The organism is Streptomyces sp. NPDC005955 (assembly GCF_042871255.1).
Taxonomy (GTDB): Bacteria; Actinomycetota; Actinomycetes; order Streptomycetales; family Streptomycetaceae; genus Streptomyces.
In genome coordinates this window covers 15533-33711 of sequence record NZ_JBIAIF010000008.1, presented here as the reverse complement: position 1 = coordinate 33711, position 18179 = coordinate 15533, and the positions used below count along the sequence as shown (strand labels likewise).

The window sequence follows — 18179 nt, the reverse complement described above, 5'->3', positions numbered from 1 at the left end:
TCCGGTGCACTTCGTGATGCCCGGCGGGGTGGACGACCCGGACACGCCCAGCGGCGGCAACACCTACGACCGACGGGTCAGCCTGGACCTGTCGGGCTTCGGCTGGGACGTCCGGGCCCTCGCCGTCCCCGGCACCTGGCCCCGCCCCGACACCCCGTCCGTCGCCCAACTCGCCCACCTGCTGGCCGGGTTGCCCGACGAGAGCGTCGTGCTCCTCGACGGACTGGTGGCCTGTGCGGTGCCCGAGGTCGTCGTCCCCGAGGCCGAACGGCTGCGGCTCGCCGTGCTGGTGCACCTGCCGCTCGCCGACGAGACCGGACTCGACCCCACGACCGCGACCGAACTCGACGCCCTGGAGCGCACCACCCTGCGCGCCGTCTCCGCGGTCATCGCGACCAGCGACTGGGCGGCACAACGACTGGTCAACCACCACGGCTTGGCCCGCCGCCGGGTGCACGTCGCTGCTCCCGGCACGGACATCGCCCCGCTGGCCACCGGGACCGACGGCATCTCACGGTTGGTGTGCGTCGCCTCGGTCACCCCGCGCAAGGGCCAGCACCGGCTGGTCCGGGCCCTCGCCAGTGTCGCCGACCTGCCGTGGACCTGCGTGTGCGTCGGCAGTCTCGACCGCGACCCCGACTACGTCACCAAACTGCGCGCCCTGATCGCCCACCACGGGCTCACCAACCGGATCGGGCTCGCCGGTCCGCAGACGGGGACGGCGCTCCACGCCAGCTACGCGAGCGCCGACCTGATGGTGCTCGCCTCCCGCACCGAGACCTACGGCATGGCCGTCACCGAGGCCCTGGCGCGGGGCGTGCCCGTGCTCGTCAACGACGTCGGTGGACTACCCGAAGCGGTGGGCCGCGCCCCCGACGGCGCGCTGCCGGGAGTGTTACTGCCGCCCCAGGACCCCGCCGCGCTGAGCACCGCGATCCGCCGCTGGTTCGACGAGCACGACGAACGCCAACGACTCAAGGCGGCGGCCCGGCAGCGGCGGACCTCGCTCGACGGATGGGCGACCACCGCCCGCAGTCTCTCCGGGGTCCTCGAACAACTCCGCCGCGACAGTTGGAGCGCCCCGTGACGAGGACCGTCCCCGAACCGGCGGCGTTCACCCCGCAATGGCTCGCCCTGCGCGAACCCGCCGACGCCGAGGCCCGCTCGGCCGCCCTGCTCGGTCCGCTGCGTGCCCGGCTCGGGCACCGGCTCCCCGCCGGCTCACCCCTGGTCGTCCATGACCTGGGCTGCGGCACCGGGGCCATGTCCCGCTGGCTGGTGCCCCGGCTGCCCGGGCCCCAGCACTGGGTCCTGCACGACCACGATCCCGACCTCGCGCGACGGGCCGCCGAGGGCACGCCCCCGTCCGCCGCCGACGGCTCCCCGGTCACCGCGGTGGTCCGGGACACCGACGTGGGCCGGCTGTCGGCGGCCGTGCTCGCCGACGCCTCGCTGGTCACGGCGTCCGCGCTGCTGGACATCCTGACCGCCGGAGCCGTCGACGCACTGGCCGCCGCCTGCGCGGGGGCCGGCTGCCCGGCCCTGCTGACGCTCTCCGTGCTCGGCCGGGTGGACCTGACCCCCGCCCACCCCGCCGACGCGGAGGTCACGGACGCCTTCAACGCGCATCAGCGCCGCGGAGGGCTGCTCGGTCCGGACGCCGTCCCCACCACCACCGATGCCTTCGCCCGCCAGGGCATGACGGTCCGGGTCCACGCCAGCCCCTGGCGGCTCGCGTCCGGCTCGCCCCTGCTCGGTGAGTGGCTGCGCGGTTGGGTCGGTGCGGCCCGGGAACAACGACCCGACCTGGCGGGCCGACTGGACGACTACCTCGTCCGTCGGCTGGCCGCCGACGCAGCCGGCGAGCTGAGTGCGACCGTCCACCACGCGGACGTCCTGGCCCTCCCCAGGAACCGGGACACCACATCGTGACGCCCGCCCCGAGCACGACCGGGTCCCGTCGCCGCGGGCTGCGCAGACATGCGTCCTGGCTCGCGGGCGTCGCCGTCCTGGCCGCCCTCCTCCGGTACCTCGACACCGCGGCCCTCGTCGCCGCGCTGGACCGCATCGACCCCGCCACCGCGCTCGCCGCCCTCGGCATCGGGGCGGTGACCACCCTGCTCAGCGCCGGTCGCTGGTGTCTGGTCGCCCGCGCGCTCGGCCTGGGGCTGGGCCTCGGTCGGGCCGTCGCCGACTACTACCGCTCGCTGTTCCTGAACGTGGTCCTGCCGGGCGGTGTGCTCGGCGACCTCGACCGTGCGCTGCGCCACGGCCGGGACAGCGGTCACCCGAGCCGTGCCGTGCGCGCGGTCGTCCTGGAACGGGCGGCCGGACAACTGGCCCTGTGCGCGGTCGGCTTCGGCGTGCTGCTCGGTCTGCCGTCCCCGGTGTCCGAGCGGGCCCGCGCCCTCGCCACCGGTCCCCCCGCGCTGGCCGCCGTCGCGGTCTGCCTCCTCGTCGCCGGTGCGGTGGCGGCCGCGGGCCCGCGGGCCCGACGGCTGCGGTCGGCGTGCGCGGGCGCGTGGCGCGTCCTGTGCGCGCCCGGGGTACTCGGTGCCTCGTTCGCGGCACTGGCCGGACACCTCTGCCTGTTCTGGCTCGCGGCGCGCGTCACGGGAGTCGGCGCACCCTTCACCGTCCTGCTCCCGCTGATGCTCCTCGCCCTGCTGGCGATGTCGCTCCCGTTGGGCGTCGGAGGGTGGGGACCCCGCGAGGGCGTCACGGTGTGGGCGTTCGCCGCTGCCGGACTCGGCGCGGGGCACGGTCTCGCCGCGTCCGTGGTGTACGGGGTGCTGAGTGCCGTCGCGGCGCTGCCGGGCGCCGTGGTGCTCCTCTCGCGTCGGTACACGGAACGCGTCCCCCACTCCGGTGCACGCCCCCGCCCCCTACTGGCCGGTCGAGCCGGTCGGACCGGTGAGGTCGAACTCGAAGAGCGTGTCCCCGCCGAGGAACGCCCGGCGCAGCGGCGGGCGCCGTGCCTCACGCATCACGTCCGGACCGTCGAACCGCAGCCCGGGAACCCCGTCCCCGAGCAGGACGGGCGCCACCGTCACGTACAGCCGCTCCAGGGCTCCGGCGTGCAGGAAGCGGGACACCGTGACGCCGCCCCCTTCGACGAGGACCCGACCCAGCCCGCGCCGGTCCAGCACCTCGACCAACCGCTGCGGTGCGAACGCCTCCCGGTCGGGCAGCCGTACCACGGTCACCCCCTCGGCGACGGGGTGCGCGGGCCTCCCGTCCGGACCGACCAGCCACAGGGTGGGCGCCGATCCGTCGGTGAAGATGTGTCGGTCGGCGGGGACCCTGCCGTGCGGGTCGAGCACGACGCGCACGGGATGGGCCCCCGCGCAGGCCCGGACGGTGAGCCGCGGGTCGTCGGACACCGCGGTGCCCGCTCCGACCAGCACCGCATCGGCCAGCGCGCGCAGTCGGTGCAGATGGCGGCGGTCCTCGTCGCCGGTGACGTAGTCGGCGTCACCGGTCCGGGTGGCGATGAACCCGTCCACGCTCTGGCCGAGTTGGGCGAAGGCGAGGCGCGGGCCGGCGAGACAGAGCGGGAGGTAGCGCTCCATGAGATCCGTGGCCGCTGCCGTTGCGGGCCCGTCCCAGCACCAGGTCCCGTCGGAGCGTTCGACGAGCCCGACGCTGCGGGCGTGCGCCGGGGTGCGGACGGTGAGCAGCCGCCGCCAGGCCGAAGCCGCGGTGAGCGCGCCGGCGGAGGAGGTCCCGGTCACGGTGCGTCGCCCCCGATGCCGCGCGACAGCAGCGCGTGGTGGGCGCCGAAGGAATCCGTCAGCGACTCCAACAGCGCCTTCCCCTTGGCCGCCGTGGCACGGGACGGCCGGCCGATGACACCGGACTCCGTGTAGGCGCGCATGCCGAGGGTCAGGAGGTGCGCACGATCGCCCGCGCAGTGGTCACCGGACGCGTAGCCCGGGCGCAGGAGTTGTGGATGCGTGTGCAGCAGGATCGACGTTTCGATCTCGCCCGCGTGCATGTCGTCGCGGGCGGAGGTGACGATGCCGGCGGCCGCACCGGCGGACCTCCAGTCCGCCGGGCCGGGGAACAGGGACATGCGCGTTCCCCGGGCGGCGGATTCCTGCACGGTGTTGCGCAGGACGTAGTTGCCGCCGTGACCGTTGACGAGTGCGAGCGCGTGCACCCCGGAGTTCCGGAGCGAACGGGCGACGTCCTCGACGACGTGGTGGAGGGTGACCGCGGAAATGCTCACCGTGCCCGGCCAGTCGGCGTGTTCGTGGGAACACGAGACGGTGAGCGGAGGAAGGAGGAGGACCGCATGGGAACCGGCGATCCGATGGGCCAGTTCGTTGGCTATCAACGTATCCGTGGCCATCGGGAGGAAGGGACCGTGCTGTTCGAAACTGCCGACGGGAAGAACGGCGACCACGGCGCCGCGTTCACGAATCTCCTCGGTGGTGTCCGTCGGTAGGAAAACGACGGCGTCGTGACCGGATGTCGGTTGAGTCATTTCGCTCCTGTGGAATTCCGCTGGACGGCAGGAGCAGCGTACGCGCCCCGGACCAACTCCGGTCGAGGGGGACGGAAATGGGTGGTTGATGAGGTTCTTGACGACGTTCGCCCGTCCTCGGAGGCGGGTGCCGGCGGCCGGGTCCGATGGGGTGGCAGCAGCCGTCCCGAAGGCCGTCAACGGCGCCCGGGAGGGTGCCGGCGCCCCGGCCGGCACGCGCACCACCGTTCCTCCGGACGGTGTCGAACGGATCGTGGACGTGCGCCTTTCCACCGAGTACGGCGAGTTCACCGCCGTCGGCTACCGACCCCGTGACTCCGGTGCGGAACAGATGGTCCTCGTCCACGGCGAGCCCGGCGGGGAGCACGTACTGACCCGGCTGCACTCGGAGTGCCTGACCGGGGACGCGTTCGGTTCGCGGCACTGCGAATGCGGCGAACAACTCGCTGCCGCACTGGAGTTCATAGCGGCCGAGGGGGCCGGGGTCCTGGTGTACCTCCGCGGCCACGAAGGGCGCGGGATCGGGCTGGTCGCCAAGCTCCAGGCGATGCGGCTCCAGGCGGAGGGGCTCGACACCGTCGAGGCGAACCTCGCCCTGGGGCTCCCCGTGGACGCCCGTGACTACGCGGTGGCGGCCCGGATGCTGGACGACCTCGGGGTGCGTTCGGTGCGACTCCTTTCCAACAATCCGCGCAAGGGGGAGTCACTGCTCCGGCACGGCATCGGGGTCAGCGAACGCGTACCGCTGCTCATACCGCCGCGCGCCGAGAACCTGGCCTACCTCCGGGCCAAACGAGAACGCCTCGACCACGTCCTGCCGCACCTCGACCGAAGGGCCGGACCTTCCTGACGGCCGGCTTTCGGAGCAGGAACTCCCGCATGCCGAAGCGGGCCGTGCCGCCGTTGACGTTCCGGCATTCGGGTGCCCGTTCCGGCGGCTCTTCCCGGGGGTTTCGCACGGTTTTCACTCCGTCTCTCCTCGTATTCTCCAAGGGGCTCCGCGGATCGCGGGCGCAGGCCGTGCGGCATTCCGCCCGGTCCCGAATTGCTTTCACAGAGAGGAATTCCCCCGACCCCATTAGGCTGTGCCTGGTCGTCCAGTGATGGACCGCAACGAACCGGGCGGGTCGCAGGGTGCGCCGACCGCCCGGGCACCGCTCCGGGGGCGAGACGCGAGGACCCGATGGCAGCCACGACACCGGCCACGACCCCGGGGAACCACGGCCTCGTCGTCGGGCGGGAGCACCCCCCGTCCGCCGCACCGCAAGCGGGCGTCCCGGCCGTCCTCACCGCAGGCCCCGCCGCCCCGGCCCGCACCCTGATCGACGTGCTCGACGCGTCCGTGCGCCGCCATCCCGGGGAACCCGCGCTGGACGACGGCACCACCCGACTCACCTACCGGGCCCTGGCCGTGGAGGTCGAGCGGCTCCGTCGCCGCCTCGCCGGAGCGGGGGCGGGGCCCGGCACCCGGATCGGGGTCCGTGTCCCGTCCGGCACCAACGACCTGTACGTGGCGATCCTCGCCGTCCTGGCCAGCGGGGCCGCGTACGTGCCCGTGGACGCCGAGGACCCCGACGAACGCGCCGAGCTGGTGTTCACCGAAGCCGGCGTACGGGCGGTGATCGGCGCCGGCCACCGCCTCACGCACCGCGTCCCGCTGCCCGGACCCGACCCCACCCCGCGCACCGCCGCCACCGCACCCGTCGGTCACCGGGCGAGCGGGCCCGGAGTGCCCGCGCCCCCACCCGCGCACGCGCCCCCACCCGCGCCCGCGCACGACGCCTGGATCATCTTCACCTCCGGCTCCACCGGCACCCCCAAAGGCGTGGCCGTCACCCACCGCTCCGCCGCCGCGTTCGTCGACGCGGAGGCCGCCCTGTTCCTCACCGACGACCCGATCGGCCCCGGGGACCGGGTCATGGCCGGACTGTCCGTCGCCTTCGACGCCTCCTGCGAGGAGATGTGGCTCGCCTGGCGCCACGGCGCCTGCCTGGTCCCGGTACCCCGCTCCCGGGTCCGCGACGGCGTCGACCTGGGACCCTGGCTGGCCGCCCAGGAGATCACCGTCGTCTCGACCGTGCCCACCCTCGCCGCCCTGTGGGAACCGGAGACCCTCACCCACGTCCGGCTCCTCATCTTCGGCGGGGAGGCGTGCCCGCCGGAGCTGGCGCAGCGACTGGTGACCGAGGGCCGTGAGGTGTGGAACACCTACGGGCCCACCGAAACCACCGTCGTCGCCTGCGCCGCGCTGCTCACCGGCGCGGAACCCGTCCGGATCGGTCTGCCCCTCAACGGCTGGGAACTCGCCGTCGTCGACGACACCGGGCGGCCCGTACCGATGGGCGCCACCGGACAACTCGTCATCGGCGGCGTCGGACTCGCCCGCTACCTCGACCCCGTCAAGGACGCCGAGAAGTACGCACCGCTGGACCCCCTCGGCTGGCCGCGCGCCTACCGCAGCGGCGACCTCGTCCGGGCCGAACCCGAAGGTCTGGTGTTCCTCGGCCGGGGCGACGAACAGGTCAAACTCGGCGGCCGCCGCATCGAGTTGGGGGAGATCGACGCGGCCCTGTCCGCGCTGCCCGGCGTCACCACCGCCGCGGCGGCCGTCCGCACCGCACCCGGCGGCAGCCAACTCCTCGTCGGCTACCTCGTCGTCGGGGACGACTGGGACCGGACCGCGGCCCTGAACCGGCTACGCACCGAACTACCCGCCGCCCTGGTGCCGTTGCTCGCCCCGGTCCCCGGGCTGCCCACCCGCACCTCCGGCAAGGTCGACCGCGACGCCCTGCCCTGGCCGCTGCCCGGACTCCCCTCCGACGCACCCGTCGGGACGTCGTCCCCCACCGAAGCCTGGCTCGCCGAACAGTGGAGCCGGGTCCTCGGCGCGCCCGTCACCAGCCGCGACGACGACTTCTTCGCCCTGGGCGGCACCAGCCTCGCCGCCGCCCGACTCGTCACCCGACTGCGGAGCCGCTACCCGACGGCCGCCGTCCTCGACGTCTACCAGCAGCCCCTGCTGCGCACCCTCGCCCGACGCCTGGAACGGTCCGCCCGCGACACCGCCGCCGCCCGCACCGTCGCCCCCGTCCCCCGGCGCGCGCAGGCCCTGCAAACCCTGCTGCTGCTCCCCCTGTTCACCGTCACCGGACTGCGGTGGAGCGTGCCGCTGTTCGCCCTCGGCAACGTCCTGCACTCCCTCGGGCCCTACCCGTGGGCCCCCACCGCCCCCTGGTGGCTGGTCCTCGCCGCAGCCGCCGCCCTGTTCACCCCGCCCGGCCGGCTCGCCCTCGCCGCCGGCGGCGCACGACTGCTGCTGCACGGGGTGCGCCCCGGCACCCACCCGCGCGCGGGCTCCGTCCACCTGCGGCTGTGGACCGCCGAACGCCTCGCCGAACACACCGGCGCCACCGCCCTGACCGGCGCCTGGCTCCAGCGGTACGCCCGCGCCCTGGGCGCCCGCATCGCCACCGACGTCGACCTGCACTCCCTGCCGCCCGTCACCGGACTGCTGCGGCTCGGCCGGGGCTGCGCCGTGGAGTCCGAAGTGGACCTCTGCGGCCACTGGCTGGACGGCGACCGGCTGCACATCGGCACCGTCCGGGTCGGCGCCGGAGCCGTGATCGGCACCCGCAGCCTGCTGTTCCCCGGCGCCCGGATCGGCAAGCGCGCCGAGATCGCCCCCGGCTCCGCCGTCACCGGCCGGGTGCCCGCCGGACAGCGCTGGGCCGGGGCCCCCGCCGTCAAACTCGGCAAGGCGAAGCGCGACTGGCCCCACACCCGCCCGCCCCGCTCGCCGCACTGGCGCGCCATGTACGGGGCCACCGGCTCGGCCCTGCTCCTGCTCCCGCTGCTCCCCGCCCTGCCCGCGCTCCTCGTCGCGGGCGCGTTCATCGACCCGGCGGCCACCCTGCCGGACGCCCTGGACGACGCCCTGCTCGCGGTCGTCCCGGCGGCACTGGCCTTCGGCCTCGGATACGCGCTGCTGCTGCTCGTCGCCGTCCGGCTGCTCAGCCTCGGACTGCGCACCGGCGTCCACCCCGCCCACAGCCGCACCGGATGGCAGGCGTGGACGGTCACCCAGCTCATGGACCTGGCCCGCGACACCCTCTTCCCCCTGTACGCCGGTTTGATCACCCCCGTCTGGCTGCGGCTGCTCGGCATGCGGATCGGCCGGGGCGCCGAGGTGTCGACCGTCCTCGCCCTGCCCAGCCTCACCACCGTCGGGGAGGGCGCCTTCCTCGCCGACGACACGCTCACCGCCCCGTTCGAGCTCGGCGGCGGCTGGGTGCGCATCGGCCGCGCCCGGATCGGCCGCCGGGCCTTCCTCGGCAACTCCGGCATGACGGCACCCGGCCGCCGCGTCCCGGACGGCGGACTCGTCGGCGTGCTGTCCGCCACCCCGAAGAAGGCCAAGAAGGGCAGCTCGTACCTGGGGCTCCCCCCGGTCCGGCTGCCGCGGGCCACCGAGGACGGCGACCACAGCCGTACCTACGATCCCCCCGCCCGGCTGCTGTGGGCGCGCGCCCTGGTCGAGCTGTGCCGACTGGTGCCCGTGTTCCAGTCGGTCGCCCTGGCGGTCCTGACCCTCGCCGCCCTGAGCGCCCTGGCCGCCGCCCTCGGCCCCCTGGCCGCCGTCGCGCTGTCCGGAGCGGTCGTGCTCGCCGCGGGCCTCGCCGCCTGCCTGGTGACGGTGCTCGCCAAGTGGCTGCTCGTCGGACGGCACCGGACCGGTGAACACCCGCTGTGGAGCGGCTTCGTCTGGCGCAACGAACTCGCCGACACCTTCGTGGAGGTCCTGGCGGTGCCCTGGCTCGTCGGTTCGGTGCCCGGAACGCCCCTGCTGACGTGGTGGCTGCGGGCCCTCGGCGCCCGGATCGGGCGGGGCGTGTGGTGCGAGAGCTACTGGCTGCCGGAGACCGACCTGGTGGCCCTCGGCCCCGCCAGCACCGTCAACCGGGGCTGTGTCCTCCAGACGCACCTCTTCCACGACCGCATCCTGCGGACCGACGCGGTGGAGTTGCGGGCGGGCGCCACCCTCGGGCCGAACGGGATCGTCCTGCCCGGCAGCACGATCGGCGCCCGCACCAGCGTGGGGCCCGCCTCCCTCGTCATGGCCGGCGAGTCGGTGCCCGCCGACTCCCGCTGGCTGGGCAACCCGATCGAAGCGTGGCGGCCCTGAACGGCCCGCCGCCGCAGCACCGGCCCCGCGCGGGGAGCGCGCCGGCGCCGAGCGGCCACCGGCTCCCCGACCCCGACCCGTACTTCCCGGGACACGGCGACGCCCGATTCCGGGTGCACCGCTACGAGATCGCCCTCGACTACCGCCCGGACCCCAACCGACTCGCCGGCACCGCCCGGATCACCGCCACGGCCGGACCCGCGCCCCTGACGGAGTTCCAACTCAACCTGAACGACTTCCGGATCGGCCGGGTGCGCGTCGACGGACGACAACCCCGCTGGACGCACCGCGGCGGCCGGCTGCGACTGCACCCGGTCAAGGCCCCGCGGGCCGGAGCCGCGTTCACCGTCGAGGTCCAGTGGTCCGGCAACCCGAAGCCGGTGCGCAGCCCGTGGGGCGGCCTGGGCTGGGAGGAACTGACCGACGGCGCCCTCGTCGCGAGCCAGCCCATCGGCGCACCGTCCTGGTTCCCCTGCAACGACCGGCCCGCCGACAAGGCGTCCTACCTGGTCTCGGTGACCACCCCGTCCGCGTACTCCGTGGTGATGGGGGGACGGCTGCTCACCCGGGTCGCCAGGGCCAGCACCACGACCTGGGTGTACGAGCAGTCCGCGCCGACCTCCAGCTACCTCGTCGGCCTCGCCATCGGCCGGTTCCGCACCGTCCTCCTGGGCGATCCGACCCTCGGCGTTCCCCAGAGCGCGCACCTACCGGCGCACCTCTTCCCGAAGTTCACCCGGGACTTCGCCCGGCAACCCCGGATGATGGACCTGTTCGAGGAACTCTTCGGCCCGTACCCCTTCGACGAGTACACCGTGGTGATCGCCGACGAGGAACTGGACGTGCCCGTCGAGGCACAGGGCCTGTCCCTGTTCGGCACCAACCACGTGGACGGCGCCGGGGGTTCGGAGCGCCTGATCGCCCACGAACTGGCCCACCAGTGGTTCGGCAACAGCGTGAGCATCGCCGACTGGCGACACATCTGGCTCAACGAAGGACTCGCGAAGTACGCCGAGTGGCTGTGGTCGGAGCGCTCCGGCGGACGTACCACCGGCCAACTGGCCAAGGTCGCCCACCGGATGCTCGCCTCGCACCCGCAGGACCTGCTGCTCGCCGACCCGGGCCGCCCGCACCTGTTCGACGACCGGCTCTACGAGCGGGGCGGCCTCACCGTGCACGCACTGCACCGCGCACTCGGGGGCGTGGCGTTCTTCCGGATGCTCCGGGGGTGGGCCGCCCGGCACCGCGGCGGCGCGGTCAGCACCGCCGCGTTCGCCGCCCACGCGGCCCAGTACGCGCCCCGGCCGTTGGACGACCTGTTCGCGGCCTGGGTGCACGGCACCGAACTGCCCCCGCTGCCCACCGGCTGATCCCACCGACGCGCTGCCGGGCGTCGTCCGACGTCAGCAGGTCTGCTTGCCGAAGGTGTAACCCCGGGCCTTGAGCGTCTTGAGGATCTTCGGCAGCGCCGCCACGGTCTGACTGCGGTCGCCGCCCGCGTCGTGCAGCAGCACCACGGACCCGTTGCGGACGTTGTTCAGGACCCGCGACTCGATCGCCGCCCGACCCGGCCGGGCCCAGTTCTGGGTGTCCACCGACCACAGCCGTATCCCCTTGCGCAGCGCCGCCGCCCGGTCGCGGACCGTCTGGTTGACGGCCCCGTACGGCGGGCGCAGGCAGGTGGGCGTCGTGTTCGTCTGGGCGCGTATCGCGGCGTCCGTCCGGTTCACCTCGGACTTGAACGTCGCCGCGCTGACGGTCCTCAGGTCCACGTGCGACCAGGTGTGGTTCTGGATGCTGTGGCCCTCCCGGTGGGCCCGCTTGGTGGTGGCGGGCCGCGCCGCGACGTTGGCCCCGTTCTGGTAGAACGTCGCCTTGGCGCCGTACTGCTTCAACAGGTCCAGCACCTTGGGCGTGTGGACGCCCGGGCCGTCGTCGAAGGTCAGGTACACCACCTTGGCGGGCGCCGCCGGCGCGGCGACGGCGGGCGCGGCGACGAGGACGGACCCGGTCAGCGCCCCGGCCACCACGACGCTGATCACGGCCGTGCGCCCCCGCCCGGTGGCCCCGGTCTTCCCCCGCGCTTCCTGGGCCGGCCGCCCGCCCCGTCCGTTCCGTCCACTGCCTACGGTCATGCCTGTGCCCATGAGAATGCCTCTCCGTACCGGGAGTTGTGCGAATCGATCACGTCGAGCAGGTGCGTCACCGGGAGTTGCCCACGGCGCCGATCAAGTCACCGCTCGACGACGACAGTTCAGACACGCGCAGGGAGGCGGTCGGTTGCATTCCGTTTAGCTCCGGTGCGCCCGTCCGCCGGGCGCACGGAAAAGCAGTGGCACGGGTCACCCCGGTCGCTTACCTTGTCCGCTCGTGACCCATGACGCCCAGCGCTCGTCGACGAACCCGACCCCGCCCGAGCCGTCCGCCCCCTCGGACCCCGAGCGCCCCGTCGAGGCCCCCGAGAAGCTCTTCTCCAAGACGTACCTGGCGGCCACCACCACCTTCGCGGCGGTGATGTTCCTGACCGGTCTCGCCGCGCTCGCCGTGATCCCCACCCTGCCGACGGCCGCCGAAGCCCTGGACGGAGTGAGTCTCTTCCCGCTGGTGGCGGGCTGTTTCGTGGCCGCGAGCCTGTTCGGCGGGGTCCTGGGCGGCCACTGGGCGGACCGCTCCGGCGCCCACCGCCCGCTGGCCGCCGGAATGGCGCTGGCCGTCGTCACCCTGGTCGTCTCGGGCGCCAGCACCTCGATCTGGCACCTGGCCGCCGGACGGTTCCTCGACGGCGTGTCCGCCGGAATGGTGGCGGTGGCCGTCAACACCGCGATCGGCCAGTCCTACCCCCCGGCCCTGCGCCCGCGTGCCCTGGCGCTGATGAGCACCTGCTGGATCGTGCCCTCACTGGTCGGGCCGCCGCTGGCCGGGGTGGTGGCCGAGGTCTGGTCCTGGCGCACGGTGTTCCTCGGGCTCGCCGTGCTCACCCTGATCCCGGCGCTCGCGGTGGTGGCCGTACTGCGCGGCGCGTCCTGGTCGGCCACCCCCACGGCGGAGGCGGCGGAGACGGCCGGGGCGACCCGGCCCCCGCTGCTGCTCGCGGCGACGGTGAGCGTCGGCGCCGCGCTGGCCCAGTACGGCGTGTCCGGCTGGGACCCGTGGCACCTGCTGTTCGCGGCCGGCGGCCTCGTCCTGCTCATCGCCTTCACCCCGAGGCTGCTCCCGTCGGGGACCTTCCGGGCCGCGCGCCGACTGCCCGTGACGGTGCTGCTGCGCGGCCTGGGGTCCGGGGTGTTCTTCACCCTGGAAGCACTGGTGCCCCTGATGCTCGTCACCGACCGGGACGCACCGCCCCTGGTGATCGGTCTGGCCTTCACCGGTGCCGCGATCGCCTGGGCCGCCGCCTCCTGGGTCCAGGGCCACCTGCTGACGGGCTGGTCCCGACACCGGCTGGTCCAGGTGGGCGCGGTGGTGTTGGCCCTCGCGGTCGTGGTGGCCGCCGTCGGCACCTCGGGCTCGCTCCCGCCGTACTTCGCCGCCTCGGCCATGGTCGTGGCGGCCCTGGGGATGGGGCTGATCGCCCCCTCGCTCACGGTGCTGTCCCTGGCGCACAGCCCGGCCGGTCGGCAGGGCTACGCCAGCGGTGCGATGCAGACCTCGCAGAACCTCGGCCAGATCTCGGTCCTGGGCATCGGTTCGGCCGCCCTGAACGTCTGCCTCGCCGTCGGTACGGACCGCTCCGCGGGGTACGCCACCGCGTTCGTCCTGCTGCTGGTCCCCTGCCTCCTCACCGTCCTGCTCTCCGCCCGGACCCGCCACCCGTAGACGTCGGTCAGTCCACGACCACGGTGGGGCGTGCGGACCCGCGGGCCCACTCCGCCCGCCGCCCGGCTCGGTCGAGTGCGCGGTCCGGCCGGGTTCACTTGGCCGGGTTCACTTGGTGGAGAACCTCTGCATCACCGGCCCCGACCACCACCAGGCCGACGCCGAGCACATGGTCGCCACCCTCCTCGCCGGATGCCGTCGCAAGGCGTAGCGACGGGACCCGGCCGGCCCGCACGACGAGCTGTGCACGGCCGAGACCGTGCCCACCGGTCGAGAGGGCGAGGAACCGGCGTGGGGGACACCGGTCGTGGCGACGCGAGGTGGTCCCGGGCATCGCTCGCGGCGCACTGGGGGTGGGGCGTTGGAGTCCTCGCCGCTGAACGAGGCCCGCGCACCGGCGGCGGCGACGTGGCCGACCCCGGTCGCAGCAACCCGCTGCCCGCCGTGGGCGCGGGGCGCCGGCGACCCGCCGCCCCCGTGGCGGAGCCGCCACCGCCCGGCCAGCAACGCTCCGGCCCGGGCGTCGGCGTCGGCGACGGATCCCGATCGTGCCCCGCGTCCCGGTACGGGGACCCTCATCCGTGCCGGGAGCACGCCCCGTGCACCAACGTGAAGAACTCCCGCTCGTTGCCCACCAGGCCGGCGGCGGCCAGCGCCCGCTCGGCCTCGGCGAGGACCCCCTCCGGGACGACGACCGGCCGGGCCGGTCCGGGCGGCGCGTCGAGGACCGCCCGTACGGTGTGCAGCAGACGTAGGTACGCCTGGACCGCGGAGCGCTCGCTGTCGGTCATCACGGCGGTGGGCATCGGTCGTCTCCCTGAGCGTCGGGGATCGTGCGATCGGCTGGACACGGCACTGCGCGTACCAGCTTGCCCCCTGCCACTGACAACCCGTCCGCTCCACGCCCGCAACGGCCCCCGTGCGCAGCCGGTCGGGCGACGGACCGACCACCCGCCCCGCGGGTCCGCGGCCCGGGCGGCGGGGTCAGTCCGCTGACGGACGGTCGGCCGTGCGGGCCGCCGCGACCACCGGGGAGTGGCGCAGTGCCAGGGACATCCGCACCAGGTCCCGCGGGCCCTCACCGGACAACGCGGCGGGCGGTGCCGCGGCGTCACGGTCCAGCGCGTTGCCCTCGGGGTCGGCGGCGCGCGCCCGGACCGCCGCGGTCACCATCACCGCGTCGGCGACGGCGTGCGCCTGGTCGGGGCCGCTGCCGTCCCGTACGGCGGCGGCGTAGGCGCCGGCGCGGACCCGGCCGTCGAAGTACGGGTACAGACAGAGCATTCCGTCGTGGATGTCGGACTCGCGCTGGATGACGAGGAGTTCGGCCGACGGCCACCAGACCAGGCGTGGCGTGTGCCCCCCGTGCGGGCCGAGTCCGCGCAGCTCGTGCCAGAGCGGGCCGAGCCGCCGGTAGGTCGACCAGATCTCCAGCCGGTCCGTCAGGCGTTGGAAGGCGAGCGGCAGGCAGAAGCCGACCGCGGTGAAGCCGGCCGCGACCGAAGCGAGCAGGGGAGCGGTGTCGGTGCTCAGCCCGTCGAGGTCGGTCCGTCCCGACCAGCAGGCGAACACGGCGGTGAACTTGGCGGTGGCGTAGGCCAGGTTGAACAGGTACCCGGTGGCGATGCAGATCAGGCCGGCGCGCAGCAGTCCGCGCACCTGGAGCGACCAGCGCAGGCACAGCCAGGCCATCGCGACGCCCGCGACCGTCAGCCCGGTCAGGTAGAGCACGATCATCTCGCGGATGTACGGGGTGTTCGCGTAGTACGTGTCGAGGTCCCGCAGCCGCTCCACGGGGGCGTCTCCGAGGGCGAACAGGGCGATGAGGGCCAGGCTCACCGCCGCGTATCCGCCGATCCACAGCCGTGAGGTGCGCCGGGTGGCCTCGGCGGGCCCGCCCCGCCAGTTGACCATGAGCACCAGGCACGAGGCGCTGAACGCGGAGAGCAGGACGTAGACCAGCGGCGCGGAGATGTTGGGGACTCCGGTGAGCCGGTTGACCCGGACGATCGTCGGCGGGGCGGAGAAGAAGAACACCGAGGTGCCGAGGGCGAGCAGTGCGGTGACGGACCGCAGCAGGGGGTCGCGCCAGTTGCGCACCAGGGCCGGGACCTTCAGTGCGAGCGCGAACCCGGTGGCCGCCGCGGGGAGGTAGTAGTCCGGCCCGTTCACGTCCTCAGCCTTGGGGCCTTCGATAGCCGAGGGACGCCTCGATCCGGGCGGCGATCCCGTCGCTGGGCACCTGACCCCGCCCGGGGGTGCCCAGCAGCCAGGGGCGGCACTTGCTGGCCAGGAGCAGGCCGAAGCTCTCGGCTTCCTCCTCCTCGGCGGCGTGCGAGCGGCTGCGCGCGGCCACTTTGAGGACGGTGTCCTTGAGGTCCACTCCGCCGGCGAGCAGCCGGGCGGCGACCCCGGTGCCGTCCCCGTCGACCTGCCGCCTGCTGTGGCCGGCCGTCATGTGCCACAACTCGTGTCCGAGGATCACCAGTTGGTGGTCCGGGGCGGTGCGCTCCTCGATGACGATGAGGTCCTGGTCGGCCATGTCCAGCCACAGTCCGCTGGCGGTTCCGGGAGGGAAGGTCGCCATCCGGTGGTTGACCGGCCGGCCGCGCCGGACGCTCATGGCCGCGCACAGGGCGGTGAGGATGTCGTTGGGTCCGCCGGGGACCTCGGGCGGTAGTTCGGCGATGAGTTCGCCGCACAGCCTGCGCATGTCCTTGCTGACCCGGGCACGCATCAGGGCTCCGTGGGGCCGTGGGGCGGCTTGACGCTTTCCAGCAGCATGTCCAGCCACTCCGTGACCTTGTCGCGGTGCTTGTCGGTGGGGAGTTGGGCGGCCCGCCAGGCGATGCCGCGTACGCCGTGGTCCTGGAGGAGGCGTTCCAACGCGTCGTCCATGCCGTCGGGGTCCTGCGGGTCGTCGAGCCCGTCGTGCGGGTGGCCCGGCGCGCGGAGGTGGTCACCCGGCTCCGGGCCGTCCGGTCTGCTCGACCCGCTCGATCCGTCCGGCCGGTGGGACCCGCGGGCCGGACGGCGCTTGCGGGCGGGTCTTTCGTGGACGGCGGCCCGTTGGAGGAGTTCCTGTTCGGTGAGTTGCAGCGCGAAGGCGAGGGCGTCGGCGTCCTCGGCGGAGAGGAAGCCCGCGTGCACGCCGAAGAAGCGCTGGATGGCCGCGCAGTGTTCCATCGTGGGCCGCCGGTCACCGTTGATCAGGGCCCCGGCCTGCTGGCGGGACATCTTGGCGCCGTCCGCGATCTCCTGCTGGGTGTAGCGGCGTCCGTTCGGCTTCAGTCGGGTCCGGCGCAGCAGGTCGAAGCGCTGGAGGAACCGGGCCTGGAGGTCGGGTTCGCCGCCGGGACGTGCGGACAGCAGGTCCTTGACGACCGCTTCGGGCACCCCCGAGGCCACCGAGAGTCGGGTGACGTCGAACACCTCGGCGTGGGGCACGCCGAGCCGGTCGGCGAGACCGCGGACCCGGGCGAGCACGCCGGGCAGTGAACCCGAAGGGGTGACGCCACCCGGTACCGAGAAGCCATCCGTCACCGAAGGTCTCCTAGAACCGACAGGCCGAACAGGACCGACATCCCTCACGAGCACACCCCCCTCAGCCGCTCCGGCAGAGCCGGACGGCGCGTACGGGCGGTCCGCACGGGAACCGCCGCGGTCCGCCGGGGGCTCTCCGGTGGTGCCGGGCGCACGGCGCATGGGGGCCCGGTGTGCGGGCCCTGGACGTCGCTGTCCGGCATCGTGCAATGGACAGCACCAGAGGCTAGCCCGCCGACCCGTCGGGCGGCCAGACCGCGCCACATCTGTGGCGCGAATCAGCCGTCAACCGACTGTAAATGCCACGATAGTTGACATGTGTGCGGACGGAGTAGCACGATCATCACGCGGTGTTGAGGGGCCTTGGTCCTTCCTTGGTCCTCCTTCGGTCCCTGATGCCGTGTCGCACGACCAGCGCTCGCCGTCAGAGCCGTAAGAGGGGTGACCACCCGATGGCATTCAAGGCAAACGGGCGCCGACTACCGGTCCGGGGGAGCACGGGGCCCGAGCCGGAGAGCCGGGCCTATCTCCAGGACTACGCCGCACTGTTGGATGCTGTTTCGTTCCCCTCCCTCGTTCTCGACCACCGCTGGAACGTCGTCCACGCGAACGACGCCTTCGATGCGCTGTTCGGTGCCGTGGCGCCGCATCCGACCGCCATGCCCGGGGACAACTTCCTCCGGTTCGTCCTGTTCCATCCGGATGCCGGATCGGTGCTGGCGGACCGGGAGACGAGCTGGTGCCTCCCCATGCTGGCGCACTTCACCGAGGCGATCGAACGCCACCCGGACGACGAGGAGTTGTGGGCGGTCCGGCGGGCCATCGCCGACGACCCGATCATGGACGCCGCGTTCCGGGACGGGCTGCCCCGCTGGATCAGGGCCGTCGGCCTGGACGCCGTCGCCAACGACGGGGCGCTGCGCCCGCTGACGCATCCCGACCCGCGCTGGGGGCGGACCTACTGCCGGGTCGTGGGGGAGACGCCGCGCACGCTCCAGGCCCTGGGGCTCTCCCGGCTGACGCTGGTCCTGCGCGAACCGCGTCGGGCCCCCGAAGCGCGCCCGGTGCGACGGGGCACCCCCCGCCGCCCCGTGGCACGGCACCTGCGAGCCGTCCCCGCGGACGGCTGAGCCGGACCCGGGAGGGCGG

General features: G+C 74.0%; 14 protein-coding genes and 1 pseudogene. 8 read left to right on the top strand and 7 right to left on the bottom strand.

The genetic code is table 11. From position 1 onward, the window contains the following. Positions 1–16: 16 nt before the first annotated feature. The 3 genes and pseudogenes from ACFYOU_RS20385 to ACFYOU_RS20375 all read left to right on the top strand — a co-directional run. A complete protein-coding gene (locus tag ACFYOU_RS20385; RefSeq protein ID WP_391307653.1) occupies positions 17–1087 on the top strand; it encodes a glycosyltransferase in 1071 nt (356 codons plus the stop codon). Next, a complete protein-coding gene (locus ACFYOU_RS20380) occupies positions 1084–1932 on the top strand; it encodes an SAM-dependent methyltransferase (protein WP_391307306.1) in 849 nt (282 codons plus the stop codon). The genes ACFYOU_RS20385 and ACFYOU_RS20380 overlap by 4 nt, the downstream gene beginning before the upstream one ends. Then, positions 1929–2756, top strand: a pseudogene (locus tag ACFYOU_RS20375) (lysylphosphatidylglycerol synthase transmembrane domain-containing protein); the annotation flags it as partial. The gene ACFYOU_RS20380 and the pseudogene ACFYOU_RS20375, both read left to right, overlap by 4 nt. A 129-nt stretch (positions 2757–2885) precedes the next feature. Here ACFYOU_RS20375 and ACFYOU_RS20370 read toward each other — a convergent pair. Beyond that, complete coding sequence (locus ACFYOU_RS20370; RefSeq protein WP_391307304.1) at positions 2886–3734, bottom strand: dihydrofolate reductase family protein; 849 nt, start codon at positions 3732–3734, stop codon at positions 2886–2888. Continuing rightward, a complete protein-coding gene (locus ACFYOU_RS20365) occupies positions 3731–4489 on the bottom strand; it encodes a creatininase family protein (RefSeq protein ID WP_391307303.1) in 759 nt (252 codons plus the stop codon). Before ACFYOU_RS20365 ends, ACFYOU_RS20370 begins: the two co-directional genes overlap by 4 nt. A gap of 151 nt (positions 4490–4640) precedes the next feature. On the opposite strand from ACFYOU_RS20365, the gene ribA reads away from it, so the two are divergent. The 3 genes from ribA to ACFYOU_RS20350 all read left to right on the top strand — a co-directional run bounded on the left by ribA (position 4641) and on the right by ACFYOU_RS20350 (position 11041). Then, positions 4641–5339, top strand: a complete 699-nt coding sequence (ribA, locus tag ACFYOU_RS20360) for a GTP cyclohydrolase II (protein ID WP_391307301.1) — start codon at positions 4641–4643, stop codon at positions 5337–5339. A 333-nt stretch (positions 5340–5672) separates the two neighbouring features. Continuing rightward, on the top strand, positions 5673–9671 hold the full coding sequence (locus ACFYOU_RS20355) for a Pls/PosA family non-ribosomal peptide synthetase (protein ID WP_391307299.1): 3999 nt from the start codon (positions 5673–5675) through the stop codon (positions 9669–9671). 113 nt (positions 9672–9784) lie between these two features. Next, a complete protein-coding gene (locus tag ACFYOU_RS20350) occupies positions 9785–11041 on the top strand; it encodes a M1 family aminopeptidase (protein ID WP_391307651.1) in 1257 nt (418 codons plus the stop codon). Positions 11042–11074: 33 nt separating this feature from the next. Here the strand turns inward: ACFYOU_RS20350 and ACFYOU_RS20345 are convergent, their stop codons facing one another. Beyond that, entirely contained in the window at positions 11075–11806 is a 732-nt protein-coding gene (locus ACFYOU_RS20345; RefSeq protein ID WP_391307297.1) for a polysaccharide deacetylase family protein, read from the bottom strand. Positions 11807–12041: 235 nt separating this feature from the next. Here ACFYOU_RS20345 and ACFYOU_RS20340 point away from each other — a divergent pair, with 235 nt between their 5' ends. After that, positions 12042–13487 carry an MFS transporter gene (locus ACFYOU_RS20340; protein ID WP_391307295.1) on the top strand — a complete coding sequence of 482 codons (1446 nt, stop codon included), beginning with the start codon at positions 12042–12044 and terminating at the stop codon, positions 13485–13487. 575 nt (positions 13488–14062) lie between these two features. Here ACFYOU_RS20340 and ACFYOU_RS20335 read toward each other — a convergent pair. From ACFYOU_RS20335 to ACFYOU_RS20320, 4 genes are all read right to left on the bottom strand, one after another. Beyond that, positions 14063–14293, bottom strand: coding sequence for a hypothetical protein (locus ACFYOU_RS20335; RefSeq protein WP_391307293.1), 231 nt, complete (start codon positions 14291–14293; stop codon positions 14063–14065). 178 nt (positions 14294–14471) lie between these two features. Further along, positions 14472–15659 (bottom strand): MAB_1171c family putative transporter, encoded by a 1188-nt coding sequence (locus tag ACFYOU_RS20330; protein WP_391307291.1) that lies wholly within the window; start codon positions 15657–15659, stop codon positions 14472–14474. 4 nt (positions 15660–15663) lie between these two features. After that, complete coding sequence (locus tag ACFYOU_RS20325; RefSeq protein WP_389763682.1) at positions 15664–16200, bottom strand: toxin-antitoxin system, toxin component; 537 nt, start codon at positions 16198–16200, stop codon at positions 15664–15666. A 23-nt stretch (positions 16201–16223) separates the two neighbouring features. Beyond that, complete coding sequence (locus tag ACFYOU_RS20320; protein WP_391307289.1) at positions 16224–17030, bottom strand: helix-turn-helix domain-containing protein; 807 nt, start codon at positions 17028–17030, stop codon at positions 16224–16226. Positions 17031–17482: 452 nt separating this feature from the next. On the opposite strand from ACFYOU_RS20320, the gene ACFYOU_RS20315 reads away from it, so the two are divergent. Continuing rightward, positions 17483–18160, top strand: a complete 678-nt coding sequence (locus tag ACFYOU_RS20315) for a hypothetical protein (protein WP_389763216.1) — start codon at positions 17483–17485, stop codon at positions 18158–18160. Positions 18161–18179 lie beyond the last annotated feature (19 nt).